General features: G+C 42.3%; 28 protein-coding genes and 1 tRNA gene. 14 read left to right on the forward strand and 15 right to left on the reverse strand.

The features are described from left to right. Window positions 1-2: 2 nt before the first annotated feature. The 4 genes from B7697_RS02395 to nrdR are packed head-to-tail and all read right to left on the reverse strand — an operon-like array spanning window position 3 to window position 3253. Entirely contained in the window at window positions 3-716 is a 714-nt protein-coding gene (locus B7697_RS02395; RefSeq protein ID WP_084950156.1) for an NADPH-dependent oxidoreductase, read from the reverse strand. Beyond that, window positions 713-1609, reverse strand: coding sequence for a primosomal protein DnaI (gene dnaI, locus B7697_RS02400; RefSeq protein WP_084950158.1), 897 nt, complete (start codon window positions 1607-1609; stop codon window positions 713-715). Before dnaI ends, B7697_RS02395 begins: the two co-directional genes overlap by 4 nt. After that, window positions 1610-2779 (reverse strand): DnaD domain protein, encoded by a 1170-nt coding sequence (locus B7697_RS02405; RefSeq protein WP_084950160.1) that lies wholly within the window; start codon window positions 2777-2779, stop codon window positions 1610-1612. It abuts the gene before it with no gap. Then, window positions 2780-3253 carry a transcriptional regulator NrdR gene (gene nrdR, locus B7697_RS02410; protein WP_001203672.1) on the reverse strand — a complete coding sequence of 158 codons (474 nt, stop codon included), beginning with the start codon at window positions 3251-3253 and terminating at the stop codon, window positions 2780-2782. Window positions 3254-3395: 142 nt separating this feature from the next. Here nrdR and B7697_RS02415 point away from each other — a divergent pair, with 142 nt between their 5' ends. The 4 genes from B7697_RS02415 (at window position 3396) to gggC (ending at window position 6930) form a co-directional block, all read left to right on the forward strand. Continuing rightward, a complete protein-coding gene (locus B7697_RS02415; protein WP_042900501.1) occupies window positions 3396-3761 on the forward strand; it encodes a GntR family transcriptional regulator in 366 nt (121 codons plus the stop codon). 4 nt (window positions 3762-3765) lie between these two features. Then, a complete protein-coding gene (locus B7697_RS02420; protein ID WP_000054197.1) occupies window positions 3766-4461 on the forward strand; it encodes an ABC transporter ATP-binding protein in 696 nt (231 codons plus the stop codon). A gap of 15 nt (window positions 4462-4476) precedes the next feature. After that, on the forward strand, window positions 4477-5244 hold the full coding sequence (locus B7697_RS02425) for a hypothetical protein (RefSeq protein ID WP_084950162.1): 768 nt from the start codon (window positions 4477-4479) through the stop codon (window positions 5242-5244). Between the two features lie 138 nt (window positions 5245-5382). Continuing rightward, window positions 5383-6930 carry a streptosactin export ABC transporter GggC gene (gene gggC / locus B7697_RS02430; protein WP_084950164.1) on the forward strand — a complete coding sequence of 516 codons (1548 nt, stop codon included), beginning with the start codon at window positions 5383-5385 and terminating at the stop codon, window positions 6928-6930. A 51-nt stretch (window positions 6931-6981) separates the two neighbouring features. On the opposite strand, the gene B7697_RS02435 is transcribed toward gggC, so the two are convergent. Both B7697_RS02435 and B7697_RS02440 read right to left on the reverse strand, forming a co-directional pair. Next, window positions 6982-7677 (reverse strand): LrgB family protein, encoded by a 696-nt coding sequence (locus B7697_RS02435; protein WP_084950166.1) that lies wholly within the window; start codon window positions 7675-7677, stop codon window positions 6982-6984. Further along, window positions 7674-8048 (reverse strand): CidA/LrgA family protein, encoded by a 375-nt coding sequence (locus B7697_RS02440; protein WP_000781322.1) that lies wholly within the window; start codon window positions 8046-8048, stop codon window positions 7674-7676. Before B7697_RS02440 ends, B7697_RS02435 begins: the two co-directional genes overlap by 4 nt. 282 nt (window positions 8049-8330) lie before the next feature. On the opposite strand from B7697_RS02440, the gene B7697_RS02445 reads away from it, so the two are divergent. The 7 genes from B7697_RS02445 to queF all read left to right on the forward strand — a co-directional run bounded on the left by B7697_RS02445 (window position 8331) and on the right by queF (window position 11879). Then, window positions 8331-8711: a MarR family winged helix-turn-helix transcriptional regulator gene (locus B7697_RS02445; RefSeq protein ID WP_049502453.1), complete on the forward strand. Its 381-nt coding sequence runs from the start codon at window positions 8331-8333 to the stop codon at window positions 8709-8711. Window positions 8712-8810: 99 nt separating this feature from the next. Further along, window positions 8811-9032: a DUF4649 family protein gene (locus tag B7697_RS02450; protein ID WP_000570256.1), complete on the forward strand. Its 222-nt coding sequence runs from the start codon at window positions 8811-8813 to the stop codon at window positions 9030-9032. A gap of 15 nt (window positions 9033-9047) precedes the next feature. Continuing rightward, window positions 9048-9362 (forward strand): thioredoxin, encoded by a 315-nt coding sequence (trxA, locus tag B7697_RS02455; protein ID WP_001029581.1) that lies wholly within the window; start codon window positions 9048-9050, stop codon window positions 9360-9362. 201 nt (window positions 9363-9563) lie between these two features. Then, window positions 9564-10217: a 7-cyano-7-deazaguanine synthase QueC gene (gene queC / locus B7697_RS02460; protein ID WP_023933747.1), complete on the forward strand. Its 654-nt coding sequence runs from the start codon at window positions 9564-9566 to the stop codon at window positions 10215-10217. Continuing rightward, complete coding sequence (gene queD / locus B7697_RS02465) at window positions 10217-10660, forward strand: 6-carboxytetrahydropterin synthase QueD (RefSeq protein ID WP_000464573.1); 444 nt, start codon at window positions 10217-10219, stop codon at window positions 10658-10660. The genes queC and queD overlap by 1 nt, the downstream gene beginning before the upstream one ends. Further along, window positions 10653-11369, forward strand: a complete 717-nt coding sequence (gene queE, locus B7697_RS02470; RefSeq protein ID WP_084950168.1) for a 7-carboxy-7-deazaguanine synthase QueE — start codon at window positions 10653-10655, stop codon at window positions 11367-11369. Before queD ends, queE begins: the two co-directional genes overlap by 8 nt. 18 nt (window positions 11370-11387) lie before the next feature. Beyond that, complete coding sequence (queF, locus tag B7697_RS02475) at window positions 11388-11879, forward strand: preQ(1) synthase (protein WP_084950170.1); 492 nt, start codon at window positions 11388-11390, stop codon at window positions 11877-11879. Between the two features lie 258 nt (window positions 11880-12137). Here the strand turns inward: queF and B7697_RS02485 are convergent, their stop codons facing one another. Then, entirely contained in the window at window positions 12138-12806 is a 669-nt protein-coding gene (locus B7697_RS02485) for an MIP/aquaporin family protein (RefSeq protein WP_020903234.1), read from the reverse strand. A gap of 255 nt (window positions 12807-13061) precedes the next feature. On the opposite strand from B7697_RS02485, the gene B7697_RS02490 reads away from it, so the two are divergent. After that, window positions 13062-13826, forward strand: coding sequence for a (S)-acetoin forming diacetyl reductase (locus B7697_RS02490; protein WP_000048147.1), 765 nt, complete (start codon window positions 13062-13064; stop codon window positions 13824-13826). A gap of 107 nt (window positions 13827-13933) precedes the next feature. Here B7697_RS02490 and B7697_RS02495 read toward each other — a convergent pair whose 3' ends face one another. From B7697_RS02495 to B7697_RS02530, 8 genes are all read right to left on the reverse strand, one after another. Then, a complete protein-coding gene (locus tag B7697_RS02495) occupies window positions 13934-14725 on the reverse strand; it encodes a DUF2785 domain-containing protein (RefSeq protein ID WP_084861730.1) in 792 nt (263 codons plus the stop codon). Window positions 14726-14786: 61 nt separating this feature from the next. Then, window positions 14787-15569 (reverse strand): deoxyribonuclease, encoded by a 783-nt coding sequence (locus B7697_RS02500; protein ID WP_084861728.1) that lies wholly within the window; start codon window positions 15567-15569, stop codon window positions 14787-14789. Window positions 15570-15597: 28 nt separating this feature from the next. Continuing rightward, window positions 15598-17394, reverse strand: a complete 1797-nt coding sequence (gene pepF, locus B7697_RS02505; RefSeq protein WP_084950172.1) for an oligoendopeptidase F — start codon at window positions 17392-17394, stop codon at window positions 15598-15600. Between the two features lie 10 nt (window positions 17395-17404). Continuing rightward, window positions 17405-18148, reverse strand: a complete 744-nt coding sequence (locus B7697_RS02510; RefSeq protein ID WP_004256076.1) for a 16S rRNA (uracil(1498)-N(3))-methyltransferase — start codon at window positions 18146-18148, stop codon at window positions 17405-17407. A gap of 1 nt (window position 18149) precedes the next feature. Further along, window positions 18150-19100 carry a 50S ribosomal protein L11 methyltransferase gene (gene prmA, locus B7697_RS02515; RefSeq protein ID WP_000451129.1) on the reverse strand — a complete coding sequence of 317 codons (951 nt, stop codon included), beginning with the start codon at window positions 19098-19100 and terminating at the stop codon, window positions 18150-18152. Between the two features lie 137 nt (window positions 19101-19237). Next, the gene (locus B7697_RS02520) at window positions 19238-19666 is read right to left on the reverse strand and encodes an NUDIX hydrolase (protein ID WP_000402001.1); all 429 of its coding nucleotides are present in this window, start codon (window positions 19664-19666) and stop codon (window positions 19238-19240) included. 1 nt (window position 19667) lies between these two features. Further along, window positions 19668-20735, reverse strand: a complete 1068-nt coding sequence (locus B7697_RS02525; protein WP_000725250.1) for a M50 family metallopeptidase — start codon at window positions 20733-20735, stop codon at window positions 19668-19670. An 18-nt stretch (window positions 20736-20753) separates the two neighbouring features. Further along, window positions 20754-21224, reverse strand: a complete 471-nt coding sequence (locus B7697_RS02530; protein WP_084950174.1) for a DUF3013 family protein — start codon at window positions 21222-21224, stop codon at window positions 20754-20756. 115 nt (window positions 21225-21339) lie between these two features. On the opposite strand from B7697_RS02530, the gene B7697_RS02535 reads away from it, so the two are divergent. Both B7697_RS02535 and B7697_RS02540 read left to right on the forward strand, forming a co-directional pair. Beyond that, window positions 21340-22611: a replication-associated recombination protein A gene (locus B7697_RS02535; protein ID WP_084950176.1), complete on the forward strand. Its 1272-nt coding sequence runs from the start codon at window positions 21340-21342 to the stop codon at window positions 22609-22611. 264 nt (window positions 22612-22875) lie between these two features. Beyond that, window positions 22876-22948: transfer RNA gene (locus B7697_RS02540), tRNA-Lys, on the forward strand. Window positions 22949-23168 lie beyond the last annotated feature (220 nt).

Raw genomic sequence — 23168 nt, forward strand, 5'->3', positions numbered from 1 at the left:
TTCTACAATAACTTCTTCTGTTCAAGATTTTTTCTAGTTGAGCTTGGTTCGTCTTGACCAAACTGTTCTGCTAGGCGCTGACTCCAGCTTGTGGTCGCACGCGCCCCAGCATAGTCAGCCTGTACACGGTCATAAGCTTCGATTACCTCAGTTGACTGTTCTTGGTATTCTTCCTCAAAAACCATCTGATGCAATGGCAAGCGAGGTTTGACTTCATGTTCTTCATTTGGCACACCTAGCGCCATCCCAAAGACAGGATAGGTGTAGTCAGGCAGGTTAAAAAGCTCTGCCACTTCTTCTGACTTGTATCGAACCAAACCGATAATGACACCACCATAGCCCAAACTTTCAGCTGCCAGCAGGGCATTTTGACCAGCAAGAGCCGCATCGACCGAACTAATCAAGAGGCCTTCCACACCTTGAGGTTGGAAGGTGTCAGTATGAAGTCGGGCTCCCTTTTCTGCTCTGTTCAAATCTCCGACAAAGAGAAGAAAAACAGCTGACTGGCGAATGGCTTCTTGAGGCACCAATTCATACAAGGCATCTTTCTTTTCTTGACTTCGTACCACAATCACAGAGTAGGATTGGAAATTCTTCCAAGACGAGGCCATCTGGGCTGCTGTCAAGATTTCAATCAAGTCTTCTTGAGGAAGGGCTTGCTCCTTAAATCTGCGCACTGAAGTGTGAGCCTTCATCAATTTGATTGTTTCTGTCATCGACGGTTCACTCCTTCTAAACGAGTCTCCTCAGTCAAATAACGGATGCGTTCCATGACGCGTCTGGCTTCCCAGATTTCGTCATTTCCTTTCTTTCCTTTAGCGAAATGCTTCTCCAAATCTTCAAAGTCGAAGTTGGAGGTGAAAAAGGTCGGTAAATTTTCCTGCATCCGGTATTGGAGAATGACTTGCAGGATTTCATCACGCACCCAAGCTGTTGATTGCTCGGCACCAATATCATCTAAAATCAGGACTTCAGAAAGCTTAATCTCATCCACCAAGGTCTTGACATTGCCATCACCGATAGCATTTTTGGCATCAATGACAAAGCTAGGATAGTGGAGGAGGGTGGATGAAACACCACGTTTTTCTGATAAATCATGGGCTAAGGCAGCCACCATGAAACTTTTACCCACACCAAAGTCTCCATAGAGATAGAGCCCTTTACGAACAGTTGGATAGGCTTCTGAAAATTCAACCAAACGTTGAAAAACAGTGAAACGTTTCTCATCATCTGCATCAACATCCGCAAAACTTACTTTTTTAAGACTGGCTGGCAGATTGATTAACTTGAGACGGTTCTTAATAGCTGCTTCTTTCTCAGCCGCAATTAGTTCAGGAGTTTCTTCATATGAAACGTCCGCATAGCCATGATTCATGACTAGTATAGGCTTGTATCCTTTGGCAATATAATCCGTATCACCACGGAGAAACTTGTCACGCTCGGTGATGTACTGATTAAACTTGGAGATACTGCGATTCAATTCCTCTGGGCTGAGGGATTCTTGCTGGATAAAGGCCGCAACATCAGGGTCCTTCATGATTTTCTGGACCAAATCTTGATAATGAAAACGGCTAGGTTGACGTTTGAGTACGTCTCCGACACTTTCCATCTAATCTCCTCCTTTTTCTAATCGAGCTAATAGTTCTTGTTTCTTACGTTCTAGTTCCAGACGAGTTTCCTCGCTGGTTTCATTCTTATAATCTGGATTGCTCCACTTGGGTACATTGGACTTGGCAGGACCGGGTTTACTGCCTTTTTGAGCCTGACTCTTCTGCCCACGCTCACGGATTCGCATGACTGCTTCTTCTGCCGAATGAATCTTTTGATAGGCATAGTCATTGGCTACTTTCATGGCATATTTCTCATTGATATTTGCCGAATCCACCTTATTAAAGGTCAACAAGAGAATGATATTGATGACTTCGTCCAGCAAGCCCAAACCAGCCATCTGTTGCAAGAGTTCTCTTTCTGTTTGGGTAATGGTCCCCTTGCGTGTTTGCTTGATTTCTGCCAAGAACTGCAGGGCAGTTTTACTTTTGGCTTCTTTGATAATGGTTGCTTCCTTAGGATTAAAGTCAGAAGAAATCGGTTTTTGAGCGATTTTTTCCCGCATGCGTTTGGTTGAAATAACCTGGGAAACAGCTGTTGACTTAGCCAATTGATAAGTCTCAAACCAAGTCCATTTCTTCTCCTCGGCAATGGCAAAGAGGTTCAAGACATCGGACTGCTCATCCGCAAAGCGAAGTCCATCTCGAGCCATAAGCTGACGAAAATGGTCCAAGTCAAAATCGTTGGCCACTTTCTTCTTGAAACCAAGGTCTTCTTGACTTCCTAGTTCTGCCAAATCTGGAAAGACTTGATTGAGTGAGACGGGTATTACTTCACCGTCAGCACTTTCAACCTTCAAATCCTCCACCGCTGCATCGCCAATCTTTTTCTCCAAAAGTCTGCGATAAACAGGATGTTCTAAGAAGTCCTGACTAGATAGAGGAGCATGGAGGGCTAGCTGATAGGTATCCCCTTTTTGATAGAGTGTTAAGAGATTGAAAGCGGATAGGATTTTCAAAGATTTTATCAATCTATCCATTCCAAAGTTAAGATGGTTGAGAATGTTTGAAAAGAGGTGTTCCTTTCTGCCATTATCCCAAAAACTGATGGTATAAAGATAAAGGCTCAGTGCCTCCTGACCGATAATCGGGAGGTAGCACTGTACCAGAGATAAGGTATCTTGCGACACCCGATTATTCTTTAGATAAGAAAAACGGTCAATTGGCTTCATTTATCTTTCCTTTTTCTTTTTAGAGGACTGGGTGATTTGTTGGAGCAAGCTCTCTAACTCACTCACATCCTTAAAACTACGATAGACACTGGCAAAACGTACATAGGTAATCTCATCCAACTCAGCCAACTCCTCCATGACGAGTGAACCAATGTCCTCACTTTGAATTTCATTTTCATTTCGACCACGGAGTTTCTGTTCGATACGATTGACTACCATGTTGATTTCATCACTTGACACAGGACGTTTCTGGGCTGAGCGGATAATCCCATTAAAGATTTTATCTCTGGAGAATTGTTCCCGTGTGCCATCTTTTTTAACAACCACTAAGGTTCTTTCTTCTACTCGTTCGTAGGTTGTAAAACGGTGTTGGCATTCATCGCACTCACGTCTTCTACGAATGGTGTTCCCTTCTTCTGCTTGGCGACTATCGATAACACTTGACTTGGTAGCCCCACATTTTGGACAACGCATCCTTTCCCTCCTTATCATCGTTTTCTTTTCATTATACCATTTTTTAAGCGATTCCCAAAACAATTCTTCTTTTTGCTTGACAAGTTTTTTGTTTTGTTGTATTATTTAATTAAGACAAAAGGATAAGAGAAAGGAGACCGAGATGTCCTGGACATTTGACAACAAAAAACCCATCTATTTACAGATTATGGAGAAAATCAAGCTTCAGATTGTTTCCCATACACTGGAACCCAATCAACAACTTCCAACCGTGAGAGAGCTAGCTAGCGAGGCAGGTGTCAATCCCAACACCATCCAAAGAGCCTTATCAGACCTCGAACGAGAAGGATTTGTCTACAGCAAGCGAACAACTGGACGATTTGTGACTGAAGATAAGGAGCTGATCTCCCAATCGCGTAAACAATTATCGGAAGAAGAATTGGAACACTTCGTTTCCTCCATGACCCATTTTGGCTATGAAAAAGAAGAACTACCAGGCGTAGTCAGTGATTATATTAAAGGAGTTTAAGCCTATGTCATTACTAGCATTTGAAAATGTATCCAAATCTTATGGAGCAACACCAGCCCTTGAAAATGTTTCTCTTGACATTCCAGCTGGAAAAATTGTCGGTCTCCTCGGCCCAAATGGCTCAGGAAAAACAACCCTGATTAAACTAATCAATGGCCTCTTACAACCAGATCAAGGACGTGTCCTTATCAATGACATGGACCCAAGCCCAGCAACCAAGGCCATCGTAGCTTATTTGCCTGATACGACCTATCTCAATGAGCAAATGAAGGTCAAAGAAGCCCTAACCTACTTCAAGACCTTCTATAAAGATTTCAATCTTGAACGCGCCCATCATCTACTTGCAGACCTAGGTATTGATGAAAATAGTCGTCTCAAGAAACTATCAAAAGGAAACAAGGAAAAGGTACAACTGATTTTGGTTATGAGTCGTGATGCTCGTCTCTACGTTTTGGACGAACCCATTGGTGGGGTAGACCCAGCAGCCCGTGAGTATATCCTCAATACCATTATCAACAACTACTCCCCAACTTCTACCGTTTTGATTTCTACCCACTTGATTTCAGATATCGAGCCAATCTTGGATGAAATCGTCTTCCTTAAGGATGGAAAAGTCGTCCGTCAAGGAAATGTAGATGATATTCGCTATGAGTCAGGTGAATCCATTGACCAACTCTTCCGTCAGGAATTTAAGGCCTAAGCAAAGGAGATTATTATGTTTTGGAATTTAGTTCGCTACGAATTTAAAAATGTTAACAAGTGGTATTTAGCCCTCTACGCAGCCGTGCTAGTCCTTTCTGCCCTTATCGGGATACAAGCACAGACCTATAACAATCTGCCTGTCAAAGAAAGTCGACCTGTTTTACTTATTTTTCTAGCCCTCGTCTTTGGTGGCTTGATGATTACACTTGGGATTTCAACTCTTTTCTTAATCATTAAACGCTTTAAAGGTAGTGTCTATGACCGACAAGGCTATCTGACTTTGACCTTGCCAGTTTCTGAGCACTATATCATCACAGCTAAATTAGTCGGAGCCTTCATCTGGTCTATACTTAGCTCGGCTGTACTGGCTCTAAGTGCTTTTCTTATTGTGACTATAACGGTTCCAGATTGGATGTCACATTATGACTGGTTTCCACTTGTAGAAACATACCTTCCTAAACTCTCTCTTGTGGGGTTATCCTTCCTACTAAATACTATTTCTGGAATCCTCTGCATTTACTTGGCCATTTCCATTGGACAACTGTTCAATGAATACCGTACCGCACTTGCTGTTGCAGCCTACATTGGTATCCAAATCGTCATAGGATTTATTGGAGTTTTCTTCAATACCAGTACTAACTTCTATGTCAATTCACTTGCAGGATTTAATGATAATTTCTATATGGGAGCAAGTACATCCATTATCGAGGAACTCATTTTCATAGCTATCTACTACCTCGGAACCTACTACATCTTGAGAAACAAGGTTAATTTGCAATAATTTTAAAGTCTAGCGGCAATAACTCGCTAGGCTTTTTTCGACCTCAGGATTTACATTTTTATATGAAGTATTTTATAAAAAGGAGTATAATGACTTTAAAACTAATTACATGTATATCGATAAGGAGGTCAACTCTTTATGCTGAAAAGATTTGTTACTAAGAAACACCTCGTACTTTACTTCTTTTCTATTGCCATTACTTGGCTGGAAGCAATTATCACGCCAGCCCTTGTTCAGAATATTGTTGCTAGTTTTACCAATCAAGAACTAGGCATTCTTTGGAAAGTATTAATTCTAGGAATCCTTGGAAACCTCATCCTCTTACTAGGCTTAGCTGGGAAACGCTATTACTACGCCCGTTTGATTACTGATTTCAAATATGGAATCAAGAGTGCTATTTTCAAGCGATTTTTAAACAGTTATGAGATTGATGAAAAGGATATTTTGTCTGACCTAGAAAACGACGTCAAGCAACTAGAAGAAAGCTATATTGAGCCAACGGTCATCATCATTTCTTCTCTTGGCTTCACAACTGTGTCCATTCTCTATGCCCTATGGACCAATTTTTACTTGGGCTTGATTTTCATCCTCTTCTACTCCTTTCCTGTACTCTGCAGTGCTATCGGATCAAAGCGCTTGGATTCACTTTCTGAAAAGCGGTCCACTGTTAACCAGAGCTACTTAGCAAGCTTGACAAATTTTATTGGTGGTAGCCAACAAATTCGCCATTATCAGGGGCAAGACTACTTTTTTGCTCGCTATCAAAAGCAATTACAAACCAGTCTGGAGGTCGAAATCAACTATGAAAAGCAACGAACTTTAAACAGTCTCTTGATCAATAGCATCGATGCCTTTTGTTCTGTCACACCAATCGTCATCGGTGGCTTTATGACCTACTATAATTATTTAGATGCGGCGAGTTTTGTGGCCATCTATCTGGTTTCCCATAATATCGGCTATCAATTTCAAGAGCTAGCCTACTTTACCAACACCCGAAAAGCGAATCGAACTCTTCTCAATAAATACCAAAAACTTTTGGGCCAGTCTAACTTCATCTCTCCTAGAACCATCAGAAACATTTTCCCTATCCAACTTGATACCATCTCCCTTGAAAAAGATGGGAATAGCCTCCTGTCTCCGATTTCCATGCACATCAAGCAAGGAGAAAAAATTGCCATTATCGGGGAAAGTGGCTCTGGTAAAACAACCCTGCTCAATATCATTCATGGAGAAGAGACACCAACAAGTGGTCAGATTAGCTTTGCTGGTCAAAACCTGTCACGTAAAGAAATCACAAGCTTTAGTTCCTATATCCTCCAAGATAGCCATTACTTTGACACGCTATCTCTGGAAGACAATATCCTTCTGGGACTGGATAAAAAGGAGGAAAGGCTAAATCATATCCTCAAGACAACTGGTTTAGAACATTTGAAAAATCGAACGCTCAGCAATGATAGTCTGTCTGGTGGCGAGAAACAACGCCTAGAAATCGCTCGCGCCCTCTACCACGATAGCCAACTCATCTTAGCAGATGAAATCAAGGCCAATCTTGACTCGGAAAATAGCAGAAAAATTAGCGACTTGCTCTTCTCCCTACCTCAAACAGTCATTGAAGTCATTCACCACTATACAGAAGAAGACTTAAAACACTATGACCAAGTCATTCACTTAAGCAAAGAAAAGTAAAAGCCTATAACATACGATTTTAAAAAGCAAGGAATTCGGGTTCCTTGCTTTTTAACTCAATATCAAACTGGCTACGATAGGGCTGACAAAGACATAGAGAATACCGGTAACACCGATAGCTAAACCACCCATGGCTCCTGCTACAGAGCCGTATCGAAAGGCTGTACCTGTTCCGACAGCATGACCTGTTCCACCAAGGGAAAGACCAACAGCTACTGGATCGTCTATTTTCAACCACTTCAAAAGGGTTGGTCCGATGACACTGGTTAAAATCCCAGTTGCCACTACAACGACCAAGGTCACGGTCGTCAGACCTTGCAATTTTTCTGTAATCCCCACTGCCATGGCGGTTGTTACTGACTTAGGGAAGAGAGAAATGGCTAGGAAAAAGTCCATTCCAAAAATCTTAGCTACAAGGGCCGTGAAAGAGGTATTGACCACTACCGCTAACAAACTACCCAAGAGAATACTCCGAGCATGGTGCTTCATCAAGTGAAAACTCTTATAAAGCGGAATCCCTAGAGCCACGGTCGATGGGACAATCAAGTTGTTCAGATAAACCCCACCTTGGTAATAATCTTGGTAAGAAATACCCGTCACTTTTAGAAAGATGATAATGAAAACAGCTGACAAAAGCAAGGGCGTTGTCAATGGATGAGGAAACCGTCTGTAAATCAGCATTCCCACTAGATAGGCTAGGATTGATAGGGCAAGCCCAAACAGGGGATTGGAAACAAATTCACTCATTTGGCATCTCCTTTCTCATAATCTCCCTCAAACCGTCGTTTGATAAACTGAACTACCAAGGCTATGAGGATAATATTGATGACTGCTGCAAAAAAGATAATCAAAACAATGGGCAAAAGATAGGGAGCAATCACATCAAACTTCTCCATGATTCCTACTGCTGGCGGTAAAAAGAGAATGGTCATATTGGCCAGCAAGAAATTCCCCACCATGTTAACATGTCTGGTTCTCAGCCACTTGAACTGTAAGGCTAAAAACAAAATAATTAAACCGATAATACTGCCTGGGATGGGCAAATGAAAGAAACTAGAGATCCCCTCTCCGATTAGAGAAATCACAAAGAGAATCATTAATTGAACATATAATTTCATCCTATACTCCACGAAATAGACTTCTTGCATACCAGTTTACTCTTTTTTCAGAAAATTTCAAGGAAATGCACAAGGGATAATGAAAATTAGAAAGGAAAGGGCATACAAACAATTCTTGACTTGTGAAAACAGGCATGATTTAGGATAAAAGATGCCAGCGTCTTTCTTGCCAGCTCTTTTGAAAAGTAGTATAATTATTGCATGCGCAATCATCTTGTGATACAGAGACTGTCCGTGAATGGACTTTCTTCTATTTACAACTCTAAAAAGAAAGGAGATACTATGACCTATTTGGAAAAATGGTTTGACTTCAATCGGCGTCAGAAAGAAATTGAAAGTCTCTTGGAAGAGACTATTGCCCAGCAGAGCGAGCAAAGTCTGACCTTGAAAGAGTTCTACCTACTCTACTATCTGGACTTGGCTCAAGAAAAATCTCTACGTCAGATTGACCTGCCAGATAAACTTCATCTGAGCCCGAGCGCTGTTTCTCGGATGGTGGCTCGCTTGGAAGCCAAAAATTGCGGTCTGCTTAGTCGCAGGTGTTGTGATCAAGATAGGCGCTCTAGCTTTATCTGCCTGACAAGTGATGGGCAAAAGACACTGGCCTCTCTACAGAAAGCTGTCGAAGCAAGCTTGGAAACTGGTTTGGATTTCTTGATTTAAGATGATTTTAGAAAAAAGTTGCGTGCGCAATCATTTTTCTTGACATTCTCTTTTACAAGGAGTAAAATAAAGTCATCATTAAACAAAGGAGTTTTTAAAATGATTGAAATTACCTATCTAGATGCCAGCAAGAACGAAAGAACTGTGACTTTCGAGTCTTATGAAGACTTTGATCGTTCGCAACAAGCTTGCCTTATCGGCGTCGCAGACTACTACCCTGTCCAAAAATTAACCTACAATGGTCATGATTTGGACTACCATGGGACTTATGGAGATGTCTTCTTCTATCTCATGAAACAAGATTTAAGCCAATATAACTAAAAAAGGAGAAATACAATGGCAAAAGCAATTACAGATGCAACATTTGAACAAGAAACAAAAGACGGTTTGGTCTTGGTAGACTTCTGGGCAACTTGGTGTGGTCCATGTCGTATGCAAGGTCCAATCTTGGACAAATTGTCTGAAGAACTTTCAGAAGATGTTTTGAAAATCGTTAAAATGGACGTGGATGAAAATCCAAACACAGCTCGTGCTTTTGGAATCATGTCTATCCCAACTCTTCTCTTCAAAAAAGACGGCCAAGTGGTAAAACAAGTTGCTGGTGTTCACACAGCAGAACAAATCAAGGCCATCGTTGCTGAATTGAGCTAATCAAACGAGAGACCAAGTACTTGCTTTGGTCTCTTTTTTCTTGCCCTTTGCCATTTTTCAAAAAATATGCTAGACTGTATGTAGAATATTACGATGTTTGGGACATGCCATCGCTAAAAAAAACCTTGACTTGGTATTTTTTAGCTCCCTCAAGGGAGCTTTTTGCGTGCTCTGAACATTTCCCATTTTGGAAGGAGTACTATGAAACGTCAATCAGCCTTGGTCGTCTTTAGTGGCGGTCAAGATTCTACAACCTGCCTCTTTTGGGCTAAAGAACACTATGAAACGGTCGAAGCCGTTACCTTTGCCTACGGCCAACGCCATCATCTCGAAATTCAAGTTGCTAGAGAAATCGCTAAGGAACAGGGGATTCGTCATCACATCCTAGATATGTCTCTGCTGGGGCAAATCACTGAAAATGCCCTGACCTCTGATCTGGAAATTGAGCAAAAAGAGGGAGAGGTTCCCAATACCTTCGTTGATGGTCGTAACCACCTCTTTCTGTCCTTTGCGGCAGTCCTTGCTAAGCAACGAGGCATTAAAGATATCGTGACAGGTGTCTGCGAGACAGACTTCTCAGGCTACCCCGATTGTCGAGATGTCTTTGTCAAATCCCTTAATGTTACCCTCAACCTTGCCATGGATTACGACTTTGTTATCCAAACACCTCTCATGTGGCTAGACAAGGCTGAAACTTGGGAATTAGCCGACCAACTCGGTGCCTTTGACTATGTTCGTGAAAAGACCTTGACCTGCTACAATGGGATTATCGGAAGTGGCTGTGGAGATTGCCCAGCCTGCCACCTACGTCAACATGGTTTAGATGTTTATCTCTCACAGAAAGGAGAGGACTAATGTTTTTTGCACCCAAAGAAATCAAACAGGAAACTGGAGAGTCTCTTGTCTACAATCCACACAGAACCTTGGTATCAAAAGAGTTTACCTTCGATGCTGCCCACCACCTCTTTCACTATGAGGGAAAATGCAAATCCCTGCACGGCCACACCTATCATCTGCAGATTGCTGTCAGTGGATTTTTAGATGAACGTGGCATGACCTACGATTTCGGAGACATCAAAGCGATCTACAAGAACTACTTAGAGCCCCACTTGGATCATCGCTATCTCAATGAAACCCTGCCCTATATGAACACGACTGCTGAAAATATGGTTTACTGGATTTTCCAAACCATGAACCAAGAGTTGCCAGATGAACGCGGTCTTCGTTTGGAATACGTCCGCCTCTATGAGACTCCGACTGCCTTTGCGGAGTTTAGACGGGAGTGGTTAGATGACTAGGGAACGTGTCCTTAAACTACCAGTTCTGGAAATTTTCGGCCCAACTTTTCAAGGTGAAGGTCGTGCAATCGGGCAGAAAACCATGTTTGTCCGCACTGCTGGTTGCGACTACCACTGCGACTGGTGCGATTCTGCCTTTACATGGGATGGCTCTGAAAAACCAACTCGCATGACAGCTGACGAGGTTATTGCTGCCTTGGATAAATTGGGGAGCTACGACTATGTCACCCTATCTGGGGGAAATCCTGCTATCCTAGCAGCCAACATGGCTGAGCTAGTAACCAAACTCAAGGAACGTGGTGTCACTCTAGCTGTTGAAACTCAAGGCTCTCGCTGGCAAAATTGGTTAAAAGATATCGACCAGGTTACTCTGAGTCCCAAACCTCCTTCATCCAAGATGGAAGTCAACTTTGAGACCTTGGACTTTATCGTTTCCCAACTGGATCCAGATAAGGTCACCTTTAAAATTCCTGTCTTTAACGATGCAGATTTGGCCTTTGCCAGAGGCATACAAGAACGCTACCAACCAGATGTCCTTTTCTTATCAGCTGGAAATCCTGAGCCCAAGGCTAGAGGCAATATTGTCCAAGACCAACTGGACCGCCTCAAAGAACTCTGGGAACGCATCGCTGCCGACGATAGCTGGGGCAATGTCCGCGTCCTTCCCCAACTCCATACCCTCCTTTACGATAACCAACGTGGTGTTTAAGATTAGAAAGAAAAAATCATGTCACAACAAGAAGAAATGAAAAACCTAAGCCTACTAGGCAACAAAGAAACCAACTACATCTTTGACTATCAACCAGAAGTCCTCGAATCCTTTGACAATCGTCATGTGGAGAATGACTATTTCATCAAATTCAACTGCCCTGAATTTACCTCCCTGTGCCCAATCACTGCTCAACCAGACTTTGCGACCATTTATATTTCCTACATTCCTGACAAACTCTGTGTCGAGTCAAAATCCCTCAAACTCTACCTCTTTAGTTACCGAAATCATGGGGATTTTCACGAAAACTGTATCAACACCATCGGTAAAGACTTGGTCAACTTGCTAGACCCTCGCTATTTAGAGGTTTGGGGAAAATTCACTCCGCGTGGGGGCATTTCAATTGATCCCTACTACAACTACGGTAAGGCAGGAACTAAGTATGAAGGCTTGGCAGAACAACGCCTCTTCCAACACGACCTTTATCCAGAGAAAATTGACAACCGTTAAAATCATACTCTTCGAAAATCTCTTCAAACCACGTCAGCTTCACCTTGCCGTATGTACGTTACTGACTTCGTCAGTTCTATCCTCAACCTCAAAACAGTGTTTTGAGCTGACTTCGTCAGTTCTATCCGCAACCTCAAAGCAGTGCTTTGAGCAGCCTGCGGCTAGCTTCCTAGTTTGCTCTTTGATTTTCATTGAGTATAAACAGATACGAAAAAGCCCTGTTCCTCAGGCTGAGGAGCAAGGCTTTTTTAGTTTCAATTATTCTTCTGTTCCAAGGAAATTTTTAGCAACAAGTGCTGCAAGAACTCCACCAACGATTGGGGCAAGGATGAAAATCCATACTTGTTGAAGGGCTGCGCCACCTACCAATACAGCAGGAGCCAGGCTACGAGCTGGGTTAACTGAAAGTCCAGTGATGTTCAATCCCACAAGGATCATGGCCATCAAGGACAAACCGATTACCAAACCAGCAATCGCGCCATTTCCCTTGCTTTCTGAAGTCACGGTCATAATAACCAAGACAAACAAGAAGGTTGCAATCACTTCAAACAAGAAACCACCAAAGACAGTAACCCCGTTTGCCAAGGCATTTTCACCAAGACTAGCAGTTGACATCCCTGAGTTCGCCAAGAGGAAAAATACTGCAGCTGACGCAAGGAAAGCGCCAACTACTTGTCCAAGGATGTAGTTTACAAGCTCTGAAGATGACAAACGTTTGTTCACAAACATAGCGATCGAAACAGCTGGATTCAAGTGAGCACCTGAAACAGTTCCGATTGAGTAAGCTGCAACCACGATTGCCAGACCAAAGGCAAAGGCGATTCCAAGGTGACCAAGGCCATCAAGACCATTTCCAAAAACAACAGCTCCTGTTCCAATGAACACAAGCATGAAAGTACCGATTAACTCAGCAACAAATTTTTTCATTTTCTTTCTCCTTTTTTCAAAAACTAGATACTAGTCTATCAAAAGTAGGAAAGGGTTTCAAGAAAATTGATTGGAAATTTTCAGGCTAGAATCCTGTAAAAACGGTAGTTTTTATTTGAAACATTTTTTTCAAAGGTATATAATGTCAATATAGTTCTAATGAGTTATTTATTCCCTAATTGGAACTAATTTTTACAACTTTGCTGTTCTTTTATGAACGTTTGAATGGTATCGTGGATACCAAGGAGGAATCATATGTCTAAAGTTGCTATTGTCACAGGTGCAGGTCAAGGAATCGGTTTTGCAATCGCAAAACGATTGGTTCAAGATGGCTTTAAGGTAGGAGTCTTAGACTACAATCCTGAAACAGCTGAAAAAGCTGTTGCCGAATTATCAGCTGAAAATGCCTTTGCTGTCGTGGCCGATGTTTCGAAACAGGCCGAAGTTGCACAAGCATTTCAAAAAGTTGTTGACCATTTTGGTGATTTGAATGTTGTCGTAAATAACGCTGGTGTTGCTCCAACTACTCCTCTTGATACAATTACTGAGGAACAATTTACACGCACTTTCGGTATCAACGTTGGTGGTGTCATTTGGGGTTCACAAGCTGCACAAGCGCAATTTAAAGCACTTGGCCACGGAGGTAAAATTATCAACGCAACCTCTCAAGCCGGTGTAGTCGGTAACCCAAATCTAACTGTTTATGGTGGAACCAAATTTGCTGTTCGTGGAATTACGCAAACATTAGCACGTGATTTAGCAGACTCAGGCATCACTGTTAACGCCTACGCACCAGGTATTGTTAAAACACCAATGATGTACGATATTGCTCATGAAGTTGGTAAAAATGCAGGAAAAGATGACGAGTGGGGTATGCAGACATTTGCAAAAGATATTACCCTAAAACGCCTATCTGAACCAGAAGATGTAGCTGCAGCCGTCAGCTTCCTTGCAGGACCAGACTCAAACTACATTACAGGACAAACCATTATCGTTGATGGTGGTATGCAATTCCATTAAAATACAGGAAAAGAGGTTAGAAAATGATTCAACCTCTTTTATTAGTTTTTATTATCAGGTAGGAGGACACAATAGAAACTCTTTCAATAAGTAATATTAGTTAATCCCTAATATTGAAAAGACAGGATATCTTCTTTCAAGTCATCTTGTAAACTGTTTCTCTGGTCAAGTTGGACATAGACTTCCAACAAACAGGATCTAAAGTTGGAAAATTTGTAAAAATCTTCCTTTTCTTCTATCGGAAAATCAACAGTTTTTATCCAAGAAGCTACTTGTTCTTGTGCTAACTTCCCTTGTAAAATCGGTTCATAAAGTACTCTGGCTAAACGCCAATCTTCATCATCTGTAAAACGAATGGTAATTCTTTTAAATAATGTACCAAGTATGTCAAATACTTCATGAATTTTGTTTTTAGGAAAGTCTGGATGACAAACTACCTCTGTCAGCAAATCAGCTCCATGTGCAAAAGCGTGAACCCAACCATATTGACTTGAAAAACCTGTCGTATCCTTTTCTTTCGAAAGATAGTACAAACCTTGATTTAAAAGGACATTGCGAATTTCTGCTTTTAATCCCTGATAAAAAATCGATTGCTGATTGACATCCGCAGACAAGAGATTTGCATAAACAAGTGCCCTAAAAGAACGTTCAAGTGTTGGCAGACCTACCTTATCAATCTCTTTATCTAGTCCTCCATCAGCTGAGACCACCTCAGCAATGAAATGAAATTGTTCCTGTGTAAATAGTTCTTCCTGAATCCCTCTAGCAAAGCTTGTAAAAACAAGATCATCGCGAATTTCTGGAGAAGGATCTCCCAAATGGTCAAGTAACCACTGGATTTCTTCATCATGATAACTTGGTTTTTCTTCTGCTATTTTTCTTAGTAACTCTTGATACATGGTCAATACCTCTATATTTCTAGCAGATGTTCAAAAAGCCAGCCCAAGGTAACTTTCTATCTTATTCTTTTTTAGATGGGCGTTTTCCTGCAGCAATTGCATCAGCCTCTGTCATCTCGACAACGTTGGCTTTATTAGTTTTTGAAGGCATTCTATCCTTACTATACCAATAAACTTTCGCATTCCCATGGTTTGCAACATAGACAACTCTCTCTTGCTGTTGGGCTTTAGTCTCAGCTTCATGAGCAATTCTTTTCTCTTCTTCTTTTTGAGAAATTAATGACTCAACTGCACCTATCCTATCGAGCAATTCTGCCTTTTTATCGTTATTTTCAATTTGATTAACTGTTTCTTTAGCAGATTGCACTTGACTCGCATCTTGACTTTCTTCCAATTGTTTGACTAAGTTTTCACCTTTTTCTTGCAACTCATTTGCAGCTTTTTCTTTGGCAATTCTCTCTTCTTCTGCTTTTTCTTTAGCTTTTTTCTCGTCTTCGATTCGTTTCGTTTCCTCTATGCTTGATGAAGTATCCGTCGTTGAAGATGTCGAAGTAGTAGATGTCATAGTCTGCTTAGCTTCTGACTGAGAAGATGGAGTTTTCTTTGTAACAGTTGGAGTTTGGAGAGCAATTGCAACAAAACTGACAATGAAAAGCCCTATCATTAAATTTCTTTTTCGAATATCTGGTGCTTTCTTTACAAAATACCAAATACCGACTCCACTCAAAACAAGATAGAGAGTAGGCAAAGCAATCAATAAAATGATTCCCAACAAAACTAGACCAATTTTGATAAAATGCATTCTTTTGGGATCTTGCTCTAGCAATTCTTTGATTCTATTCATATTATTCTCCTAAAACTCTGTCCAATCTTTACTCTCCCAACTGGGCGCTGTAGGAGATAATCTGGTCAACTGTATCTGATAAGAACTGGATGGTATCACGGAGTGGTTTGTCTGTTGAAATATCAGCACCGATAATCATAGCTGACTCAAGTGGTGTCTTGCTACCACCTGATTTGAGGAGATTGAGCCAGTCCTCAGCTCCAGTTTCTGAATGTTTCAGATGAAGGTAACCCGCAGTCGAGATGACTAGTCCTGCTGAGTAAGTGTAACTATACAAGCCCATGTAGTAGTGAGCTTGGCGCATCCAAGTCAAAGCTGCATCATCATCGATTTCAATGGCATCTCCCCAGAAATCGGTCAAAACTTCCTTCATAATGCTGTTGAGTTTGCTTGCTCCGAAAGTTTCTCCTTCTTCAATCAATGTATACACTTTACGCTGGAAGGCTGCTTCTAAGAGGTGGGTAATAAAGTTATGGAAGTAGGTGTCTGTCAAGCGGTGAGCCAGAGCAAAGCGTTTTTGACGAGGGTCGTCAGATTGGTGCTCCAAATAATCACTGAGAAGCAATTCATTGAAAGTTGACGGTGCTTCAACATAGTAGGTCGACATGTGGGCGTTGAAGTAGCTCTGGTGATTATCTGAAAAGATGAATTGACCAGAATGCCCGATTTCATGAATCAAGGTATAAACATCGCTCAAACGACCAGTCCAGCTCATGAGAACATAAGGATGCACACGATATGGGTCCGCCGCATAACCGCCAGAATCCTTGCCACTATTGGCAGCAAAGTCCACCCAGCGCTCTTCTTGATAACGAGCAACTTCCTGACAATATTCTTGTCCCAAAGGTTCTACGGACTTCATGACCAAATCATAGGCGTCGTCAATAGTCACTTGAGGATTCAGGGCGCTGTCCAAGTCCAATTTCCAGTCTGCAAAGGTCATCTTTTCAAGACCATTTACCTTGGCAACATGCTTGAGGTATCTCTGAGCAACCGGCGCAAAATCCTTCATAATGAAATCAATCTGGCGGTCAAACATGACACGGTCTACTTCCTGTTCAGCTAGAAGATAGTCAAAGACTGAGTCGTACCCCTTCATATCTGCCAGTAGTTTTTCAGACTTGACTTGGGCTAGATAGGCTGCTGCAGCCGTATTTTGGTGCTTACGAAGACCTTCTGAGAAGGAACGGAATGATTTCTCACGGACCTCAGCGTCCTCGTGATTTTGGTAGAAATTTTCATAGGTCACAAAGCTGTTTTTGTAGGTCTTGCCATGAGCTTCAAAGTCAGCCATTTCAAAATCCCCAGCTCGCATCTTAGTGTAAATATCCTGCGGACTGTAGAAAACTTCACCGAGATTGGTCAAGGCCTTCTCCACATCAGCCCCTAGATAGTGGGCTTTTTTGATTTTTGCCTGACGAATGGTAGCTGTTAAATGTGGCAATTTACCCAAACGGTCCAAGACTTCCTCATCAGCTTCCACCAAGGCATCGTCAAAGAAGGTCAAGGCTACGCTAGCATCTGTTTCAAATTCCATCCCAGCTTGGGCAATGTTGGCAAATTCGTCATTGCTATAGTCTGTCGTCTGAGGCATAAAGCCATAGTTACCAATATGGCTCATCTGAATGTAGATTTGTTCCAATTCCGCAAAGGCCTTCTCGAAATCTTCAAAAGTGTGAAGATTGCCCTTGTAGTCACGGCTAAACTGGTTGATGTCTTCACGAGCCTTCTCGATTGCACGCAAGAAATCCTCACGGTCTTGGTATAGGGCTGTTAAATCCCAAAGTTCCTTCTCTGGAAATTCTGAACGGTGTTTTTGTTCCATTTTCTTCCTCTTATTTCTCTAATTCTAATAAAACACTAAGGGCTGATAAGGCGTAAAGCGGTGCTGTTTCTGCTCGCAAAATACGAGGACCAAGACCTGCCAAGACTGCTCCCTTAGCTTCAAAACTTTCGATTTCTGCAGGTGACAGACCACCTTCTGGACCAAAGATAAAGAGCAATTTGGCTCCCTTCTCGAGTCCATTAACTGCTTGTAAAAGCGCAGCGGCTTCTCCTTCTTTGGCCGACTCTTCATAAGCCACTACGATAGAGTCAAATTGGTCCAGTTGAGCTAGAAAGTCTGATTTTTTCTCGAAAAGTGTGACACTTGGTACTAGATTACGCTTGCTTTGTTCTGCTGCTCCAAGGGCAATTTTTTCTAGTTTTTCAATCTTTTTACCCAATTTCTTGCCATCCCATTTGGCGACCGACCAATCGGCAGGGAAGGACCAAATCTGGCTGGCGCCCAGTTCAGTTACTTTTTGAGTGATAAACTCGAGCTTGTCGCCCTTGGGAAAGCCAGATGCGATGGTCACCTGGATTGGTAATTCCACGTTGTCAGCTAACTTTTCAACCAACTCAAACTGACGATTTTCAACATCCAAGACGCGCGCCAAACGCTTGATACCATCATCAAAGACTAAGGTCACCTCATCATCTTCTTTCAAGCGCATAACCTGAAACATATGCTTGCTGGTTTCCTTGTCCTCGATGGTGACAGGAGAGACTGCACTCCCCTTGACAAAATACTGCTGCATGCTAGCCTCCAATCACACCGGAAATATCCTTGGTTTTCTTAAAGACACAGGCATTCCATTCCCCTTGAACCATGTGAGTTTCGAGGAAAAATCCAGCTGACTCAGCCGACTCGCGCACCATGTCCCACTTGTCCTTGATAATGCCACTCATGATGAGGTAGCCTTCATCCTTGACCAAGCGGTAAGCATCATCCGTCAAATGAATAAGGATATCCGCCAAGATATTAGCCACAATCACATCTGCCTCAATCTCAACTCCCTTAAGCAAGTCTCCTGCTGCTACATGAATGTTTTCCATACCAGGGTTGAGCTCAATATTTTCCTGAGCAACACGAACTGCCACATCATCCAGGTCGTAGGCAAAGATTTCCTTGGCACCAAGTAGCGAGCTGGCAATAGAGAGAACCCCTGAACCAGTACCCACATCTAGCACTGTTTCCCCACCACGAAGAACCTGCTCCAAGGCAAAGAGGCTCATCTTAGTGGTTGGATGGGTCCCCGTACCAAAAGCCATACCTGGATCCAGCTTGATAATCTTTTCCCCAGCAGTCGCCTCATAGTCCGTCCAAGACGGCACGATGGTCAAATCATGAGTGATACGAGCTGGTTCATAGTATTTCTTCCAGTTGTCTGCCCAGTCTTCCTCAGCCAAGGCAGTCGTCCCCATCTTGACCTCTCCCAAGTCCATAAAATCAGTTAGTTCCGCGAGACGGGCCTGCAAGTCTGCCTCAACCGTTGCTATATCAACTGTATCAGGGTAGTAGGCTGTCACTACGATTTCTTCTTGCTGCTCAACCTCTGGGAAAATCTCTCCGAAGCGGTCAACATTTCCCATATAGTCCATACTGTCTTCGATTGCGACTCCTTGGGCACCTAGCTCAATCAAGAGGTTGGAAACCAACTCCTCTCCCTCACGCTTCACTGTAACTTTTAACTCTTGCCATGTTTCCATCATTAAGATACCAAGCCCGTAAAACACAAAGCCAAAATAGGAAACTCTCTGAAGACGTTTGTATCTAAGAGAAGTTTATCTTTTTGGCACCGTGTTTAGGGCGGGTTCAGTTTAGAAATGTAACTGAACCATCCTTTCTAATCACTTACTTTTAAATAATCTTTTAATCTCTCTTGCAACTGAGGTACAGCTTGACTGGAGCTAAGAAATTCCTCAACATTCATCAGCTGATAGCCCTGTCCTTCATCTCCAAATACGATACTGTCAAACTGAGCCTGTGTCAACTGACCGACTAGAAATACAGATTGTTTATCCGCAAAAAGCATACTTGGATAAACCTTACTCCAAAGCAGACAATCCTCAGTCAGATAAATTCCCAGTTCTTCATAAACTTCACGCGCCACGCACTCAAAAGGACTTTCATCACCTTCACGTCCACCGCCTGGAAGTTCCCACATATTGGGCCAGGGAATGCTTGCCTTATCATCGCGTAAGATGGTCAGGAGCCTATCCCCACAAAACAAAGCAATCTTACAGCCTGTGAAATCAGAAATCTCTATTTCCATATTAGACTCCTTCGGTTAATTCCTTTTCCAGCTCAGCTAACCAGTTTTGATAATAGCTTTTCTCATCCCGTAACATCCGACTGCTATTCATTTTCTGTCTAGCAATCTTCATAGCCTTGTGAGTTTGAACTACATCTTTCTTTACCTTAAATTGATACCAAGCTTGAATGACCTGCATATCTGCTGTTTTTAGAGATAAAAAGGATTTGACTCCTCGAATACTTGCATATTCTTCCGCCTTCTTATTATCTCCTTCCATCAGAGCAACTTGAAGAAGGTATAATTGAGAACTAGTTTTAGACATTGGATTATCTGTTTTCTCTAACACAGACTGAAACTGTTGCTTTGCAAGCTCTATATTATCATCCAATATGAATACCAATCCCTGAAGAGTCCGAACACTTTCTGCAAAACTTCCTCTCACATCCTCATCAACAGACATGATAAAGTCTTTTAAATCATATTCTTGAGGAGCTAGCAAGGTCTGGGCAGAATGCCTCAACATCAGGTAGGCGTATTTGGTATTTTCAGGGTGTTGTAGTAATTCCCAAATTTTTGCTCCATCGGTGATCCCAACTGGCAGAGCATTGAATAGAAGAAGAGATAAATTTAGACAAATCCAAGTGCCTGCAAAATACCAGTTTGTTGTCAAAAAACCAAAAAGTGTTGCCAATAATATCAAGCAAAGGTGAACTATCAAGCCTCCTGAAAGCATCAAGATGGTTCTTTGATCACTTTCATTCTCTTTTAAACCAATGTATTGAGCTCCAACATTTTTCAGAATGGCTGTTCTACTAAGACGAAACTTGCCTGAATTTTTGGTTAAAAGAAAGTTCCCTAATCCAAAAGCCACCAGCCGATAGCCTGTCAAGTAGCCACAAAAAGCATGTCCCAGCTCATGAAGAATAAGGATTAAATACATACTTAGAAGAGCGAAGGCATAACCAAAAGTAAAGACTAAAACTGCGGAATATCCCAGCTCTGAAAATGCGATTGTTCCACAAGCAAAAGCTAGCATCATCACAAGAACAGACACTGTCTGAATCAAATACGTCACAATTTTTTTCATAAACTCTCCCAATAATCCCTAGTATCTCGGATAAGGATAAAACTCCCCCTCATCCAAGCCGACTTTTCCTTCTTCAAAGACTTCTTGGTTCCATTCCATGACAAATTCTTCTGCTTCTGGGTCTTCCAAAAAGTCCATAAGGGCATCTAGACCAACCTCTGCAGTGTCTTTGAGGAAAAGCGCAAAATAAGCTAAAAACTCACGAGAAAATCCTTTTTTAGGTAGGTAAGGAATGAGCGTCAAATAGTCTTCCTCATTGACGGTTGACTTGGCAGGGTTGTAAAAAAGGACTGCTTCTTCAAAGAGGATATCATCTGACGAAACCTCTCCGTCCTCATCCACCATCTCCACGCCTGTAGCGTTTTGCGCTTCCAATAGAAAACTCACTTCAACCGCGTGGTTACGCTTGTCCCAACTAATCTCAAAGTCAAAGGGAAAATTCTTCTCCAACTCTTCCTCTAAAACATCTAAAAATCCGTATGTTGCCATTTTGTCCTCTTTCTATGCGACTCTTTAATCGCCCCGATTGCTCGGAAATATGCTAAAATAGATACTACCATCTTACCACATATACATCAGAAAATCCACGTTAGAAAGGACTGCTATGCCAGACAATCTCGCGCTTCGCATGCGCCCTAAAACCATCGACCAGGTCATCGGTCAGGAGCATCTGGTCGGACCTGGAAAAATTATCCGCCGCATGGTGGAAGCCAATCGCCTGTCCTCCATGATTCTCTATGGCCCTCCGGGAATCGGCAAAACCAGTATTGCCTCTGCCATCGCAGGAACGACCAAGTATGCCTTTCGAACTTTCAATGCGACAGTTGATAGTAAAAAGCGACTGCAAGAAATTGCGGAAGAGGCTAAATTCTCTGGTGGTCTCGTCCTATTACTAGACGAGATTCATAGACTAGATAAAACCAAGCAAGACTTCCTCTTGCCTCTCTTGGAAAGTGGTCTGGTTATCATGATTGGCGCTACGACTGAAAATCCTTTCTTCTCTGTCACTCCTGCCATTCGTAGCCGTGTTCAAATTTTTGAGTTGGAACCTCTGTCTAACCAAGACATCAAAGAGGCTCTGCAAATAGCTCTAAGTAACCCTGAGCGTGGTTTTGATTTTCCAGTAGAACTAGATGAGGATGCGCTGGATTTCATTGCGACCTCTACCAACGGAGACCTGCGTTCTGCCTTTAACTCACTGGACTTGGCTGTTCTTTCTACCCCTGAGAATGACAAGGGTATCCGCCATATTACTCTTGATATCATGGAAAATAGCCTGCAGCGGAGTTATATTACTATGGACAAAGATGGGGATGGACACTATGATGTCCTCTCAGCCCTGCAAAAATCCATCCGTGGTTCGGATGTCGATGCCAGTCTTCACTATGCTGCCCGCTTGATTGAGGCTGGGGATCTGCCGAGTCTCGCTCGTCGCTTGACCGTTATCGCCTATGAAGATATCGGTTTGGCCAACCCTGAAGCCCAGATTCATACCGTGACTGCTCTGGATGCTGCTCAAAAGATTGGTTTCCCAGAAGCCCGCATTCTCATTGCCAATGTCGTCATTGATTTGGCCCTTTCTCCAAAATCCAACTCAGCCTATGTAGCTATGGATAAGGCACTTGCCGACCTCAAAACATCAGGGCACTTGCCTATTCCGCGACACCTGCGTGATGGACACTACAGCGGAAGCAAGGAACTGGGGAATGCCCAAGACTATCTCTATCCACACAACTATCCTGGAAATTGGGTCAAGCAAGACTATCTGCCAGAAAAAATTCGTAATCATCACTATTTCCAAGCAGAAGATACTGGTAAATATGAACGGGCTTTGTCTCAAAGAAAGGAAGCTATCGACCGTTTGCGAAAAATCTGAAATCCTTTTCAAAAAATTGCACTTTCCTCTTGATTTTTTTTGAAAAAGTGGTATCATATAAACATAGAAACGCTGTGGTGTACGACTTCACACTTAAGTGTTGACCGACTATTTTTTGTATTATTAGGGAAACAAAAGTCTTCTAACAGCATGTAGGCCGTCTCACACGGAAACAGCTTCAGTTAGAGCGAGTTGCCCACCTGCTTAATTGCGCGGGTTCAATACAAACCGTGAAGTTTCGGCACCAATACAGCTTTTTTCTTTGCCTCCTTAGCTCAGCTGGCAGAGCAGCGGACTCTTAATCCGTGGGTCACAGGTTCGATCCCTGTAGGGGGCATCTAAATACAACAGGAAAAAGCCTTGTAAATCAAGGCTTTTTTTGCTTGTCTATAACTGATTTACCCCATCATTTGTCCCACATTTTAAATCTATCTTTTCTTTTTGAATCAAATTACATCTTTACAAAAAGTGTAAAGCCAGTTACTTTTGCTTTGATGCCATACAATATTTTCATGTAGAGAAGACAAATTTTATCTTCTCTTTTTATTTTCAAAATA

Origin of the sequence: Streptococcus mitis, assembly GCF_002096895.1 — a bacterium.
Lineage (GTDB): Bacteria > Bacillota > Bacilli > Lactobacillales > Streptococcaceae > Streptococcus > Streptococcus mitis_AH.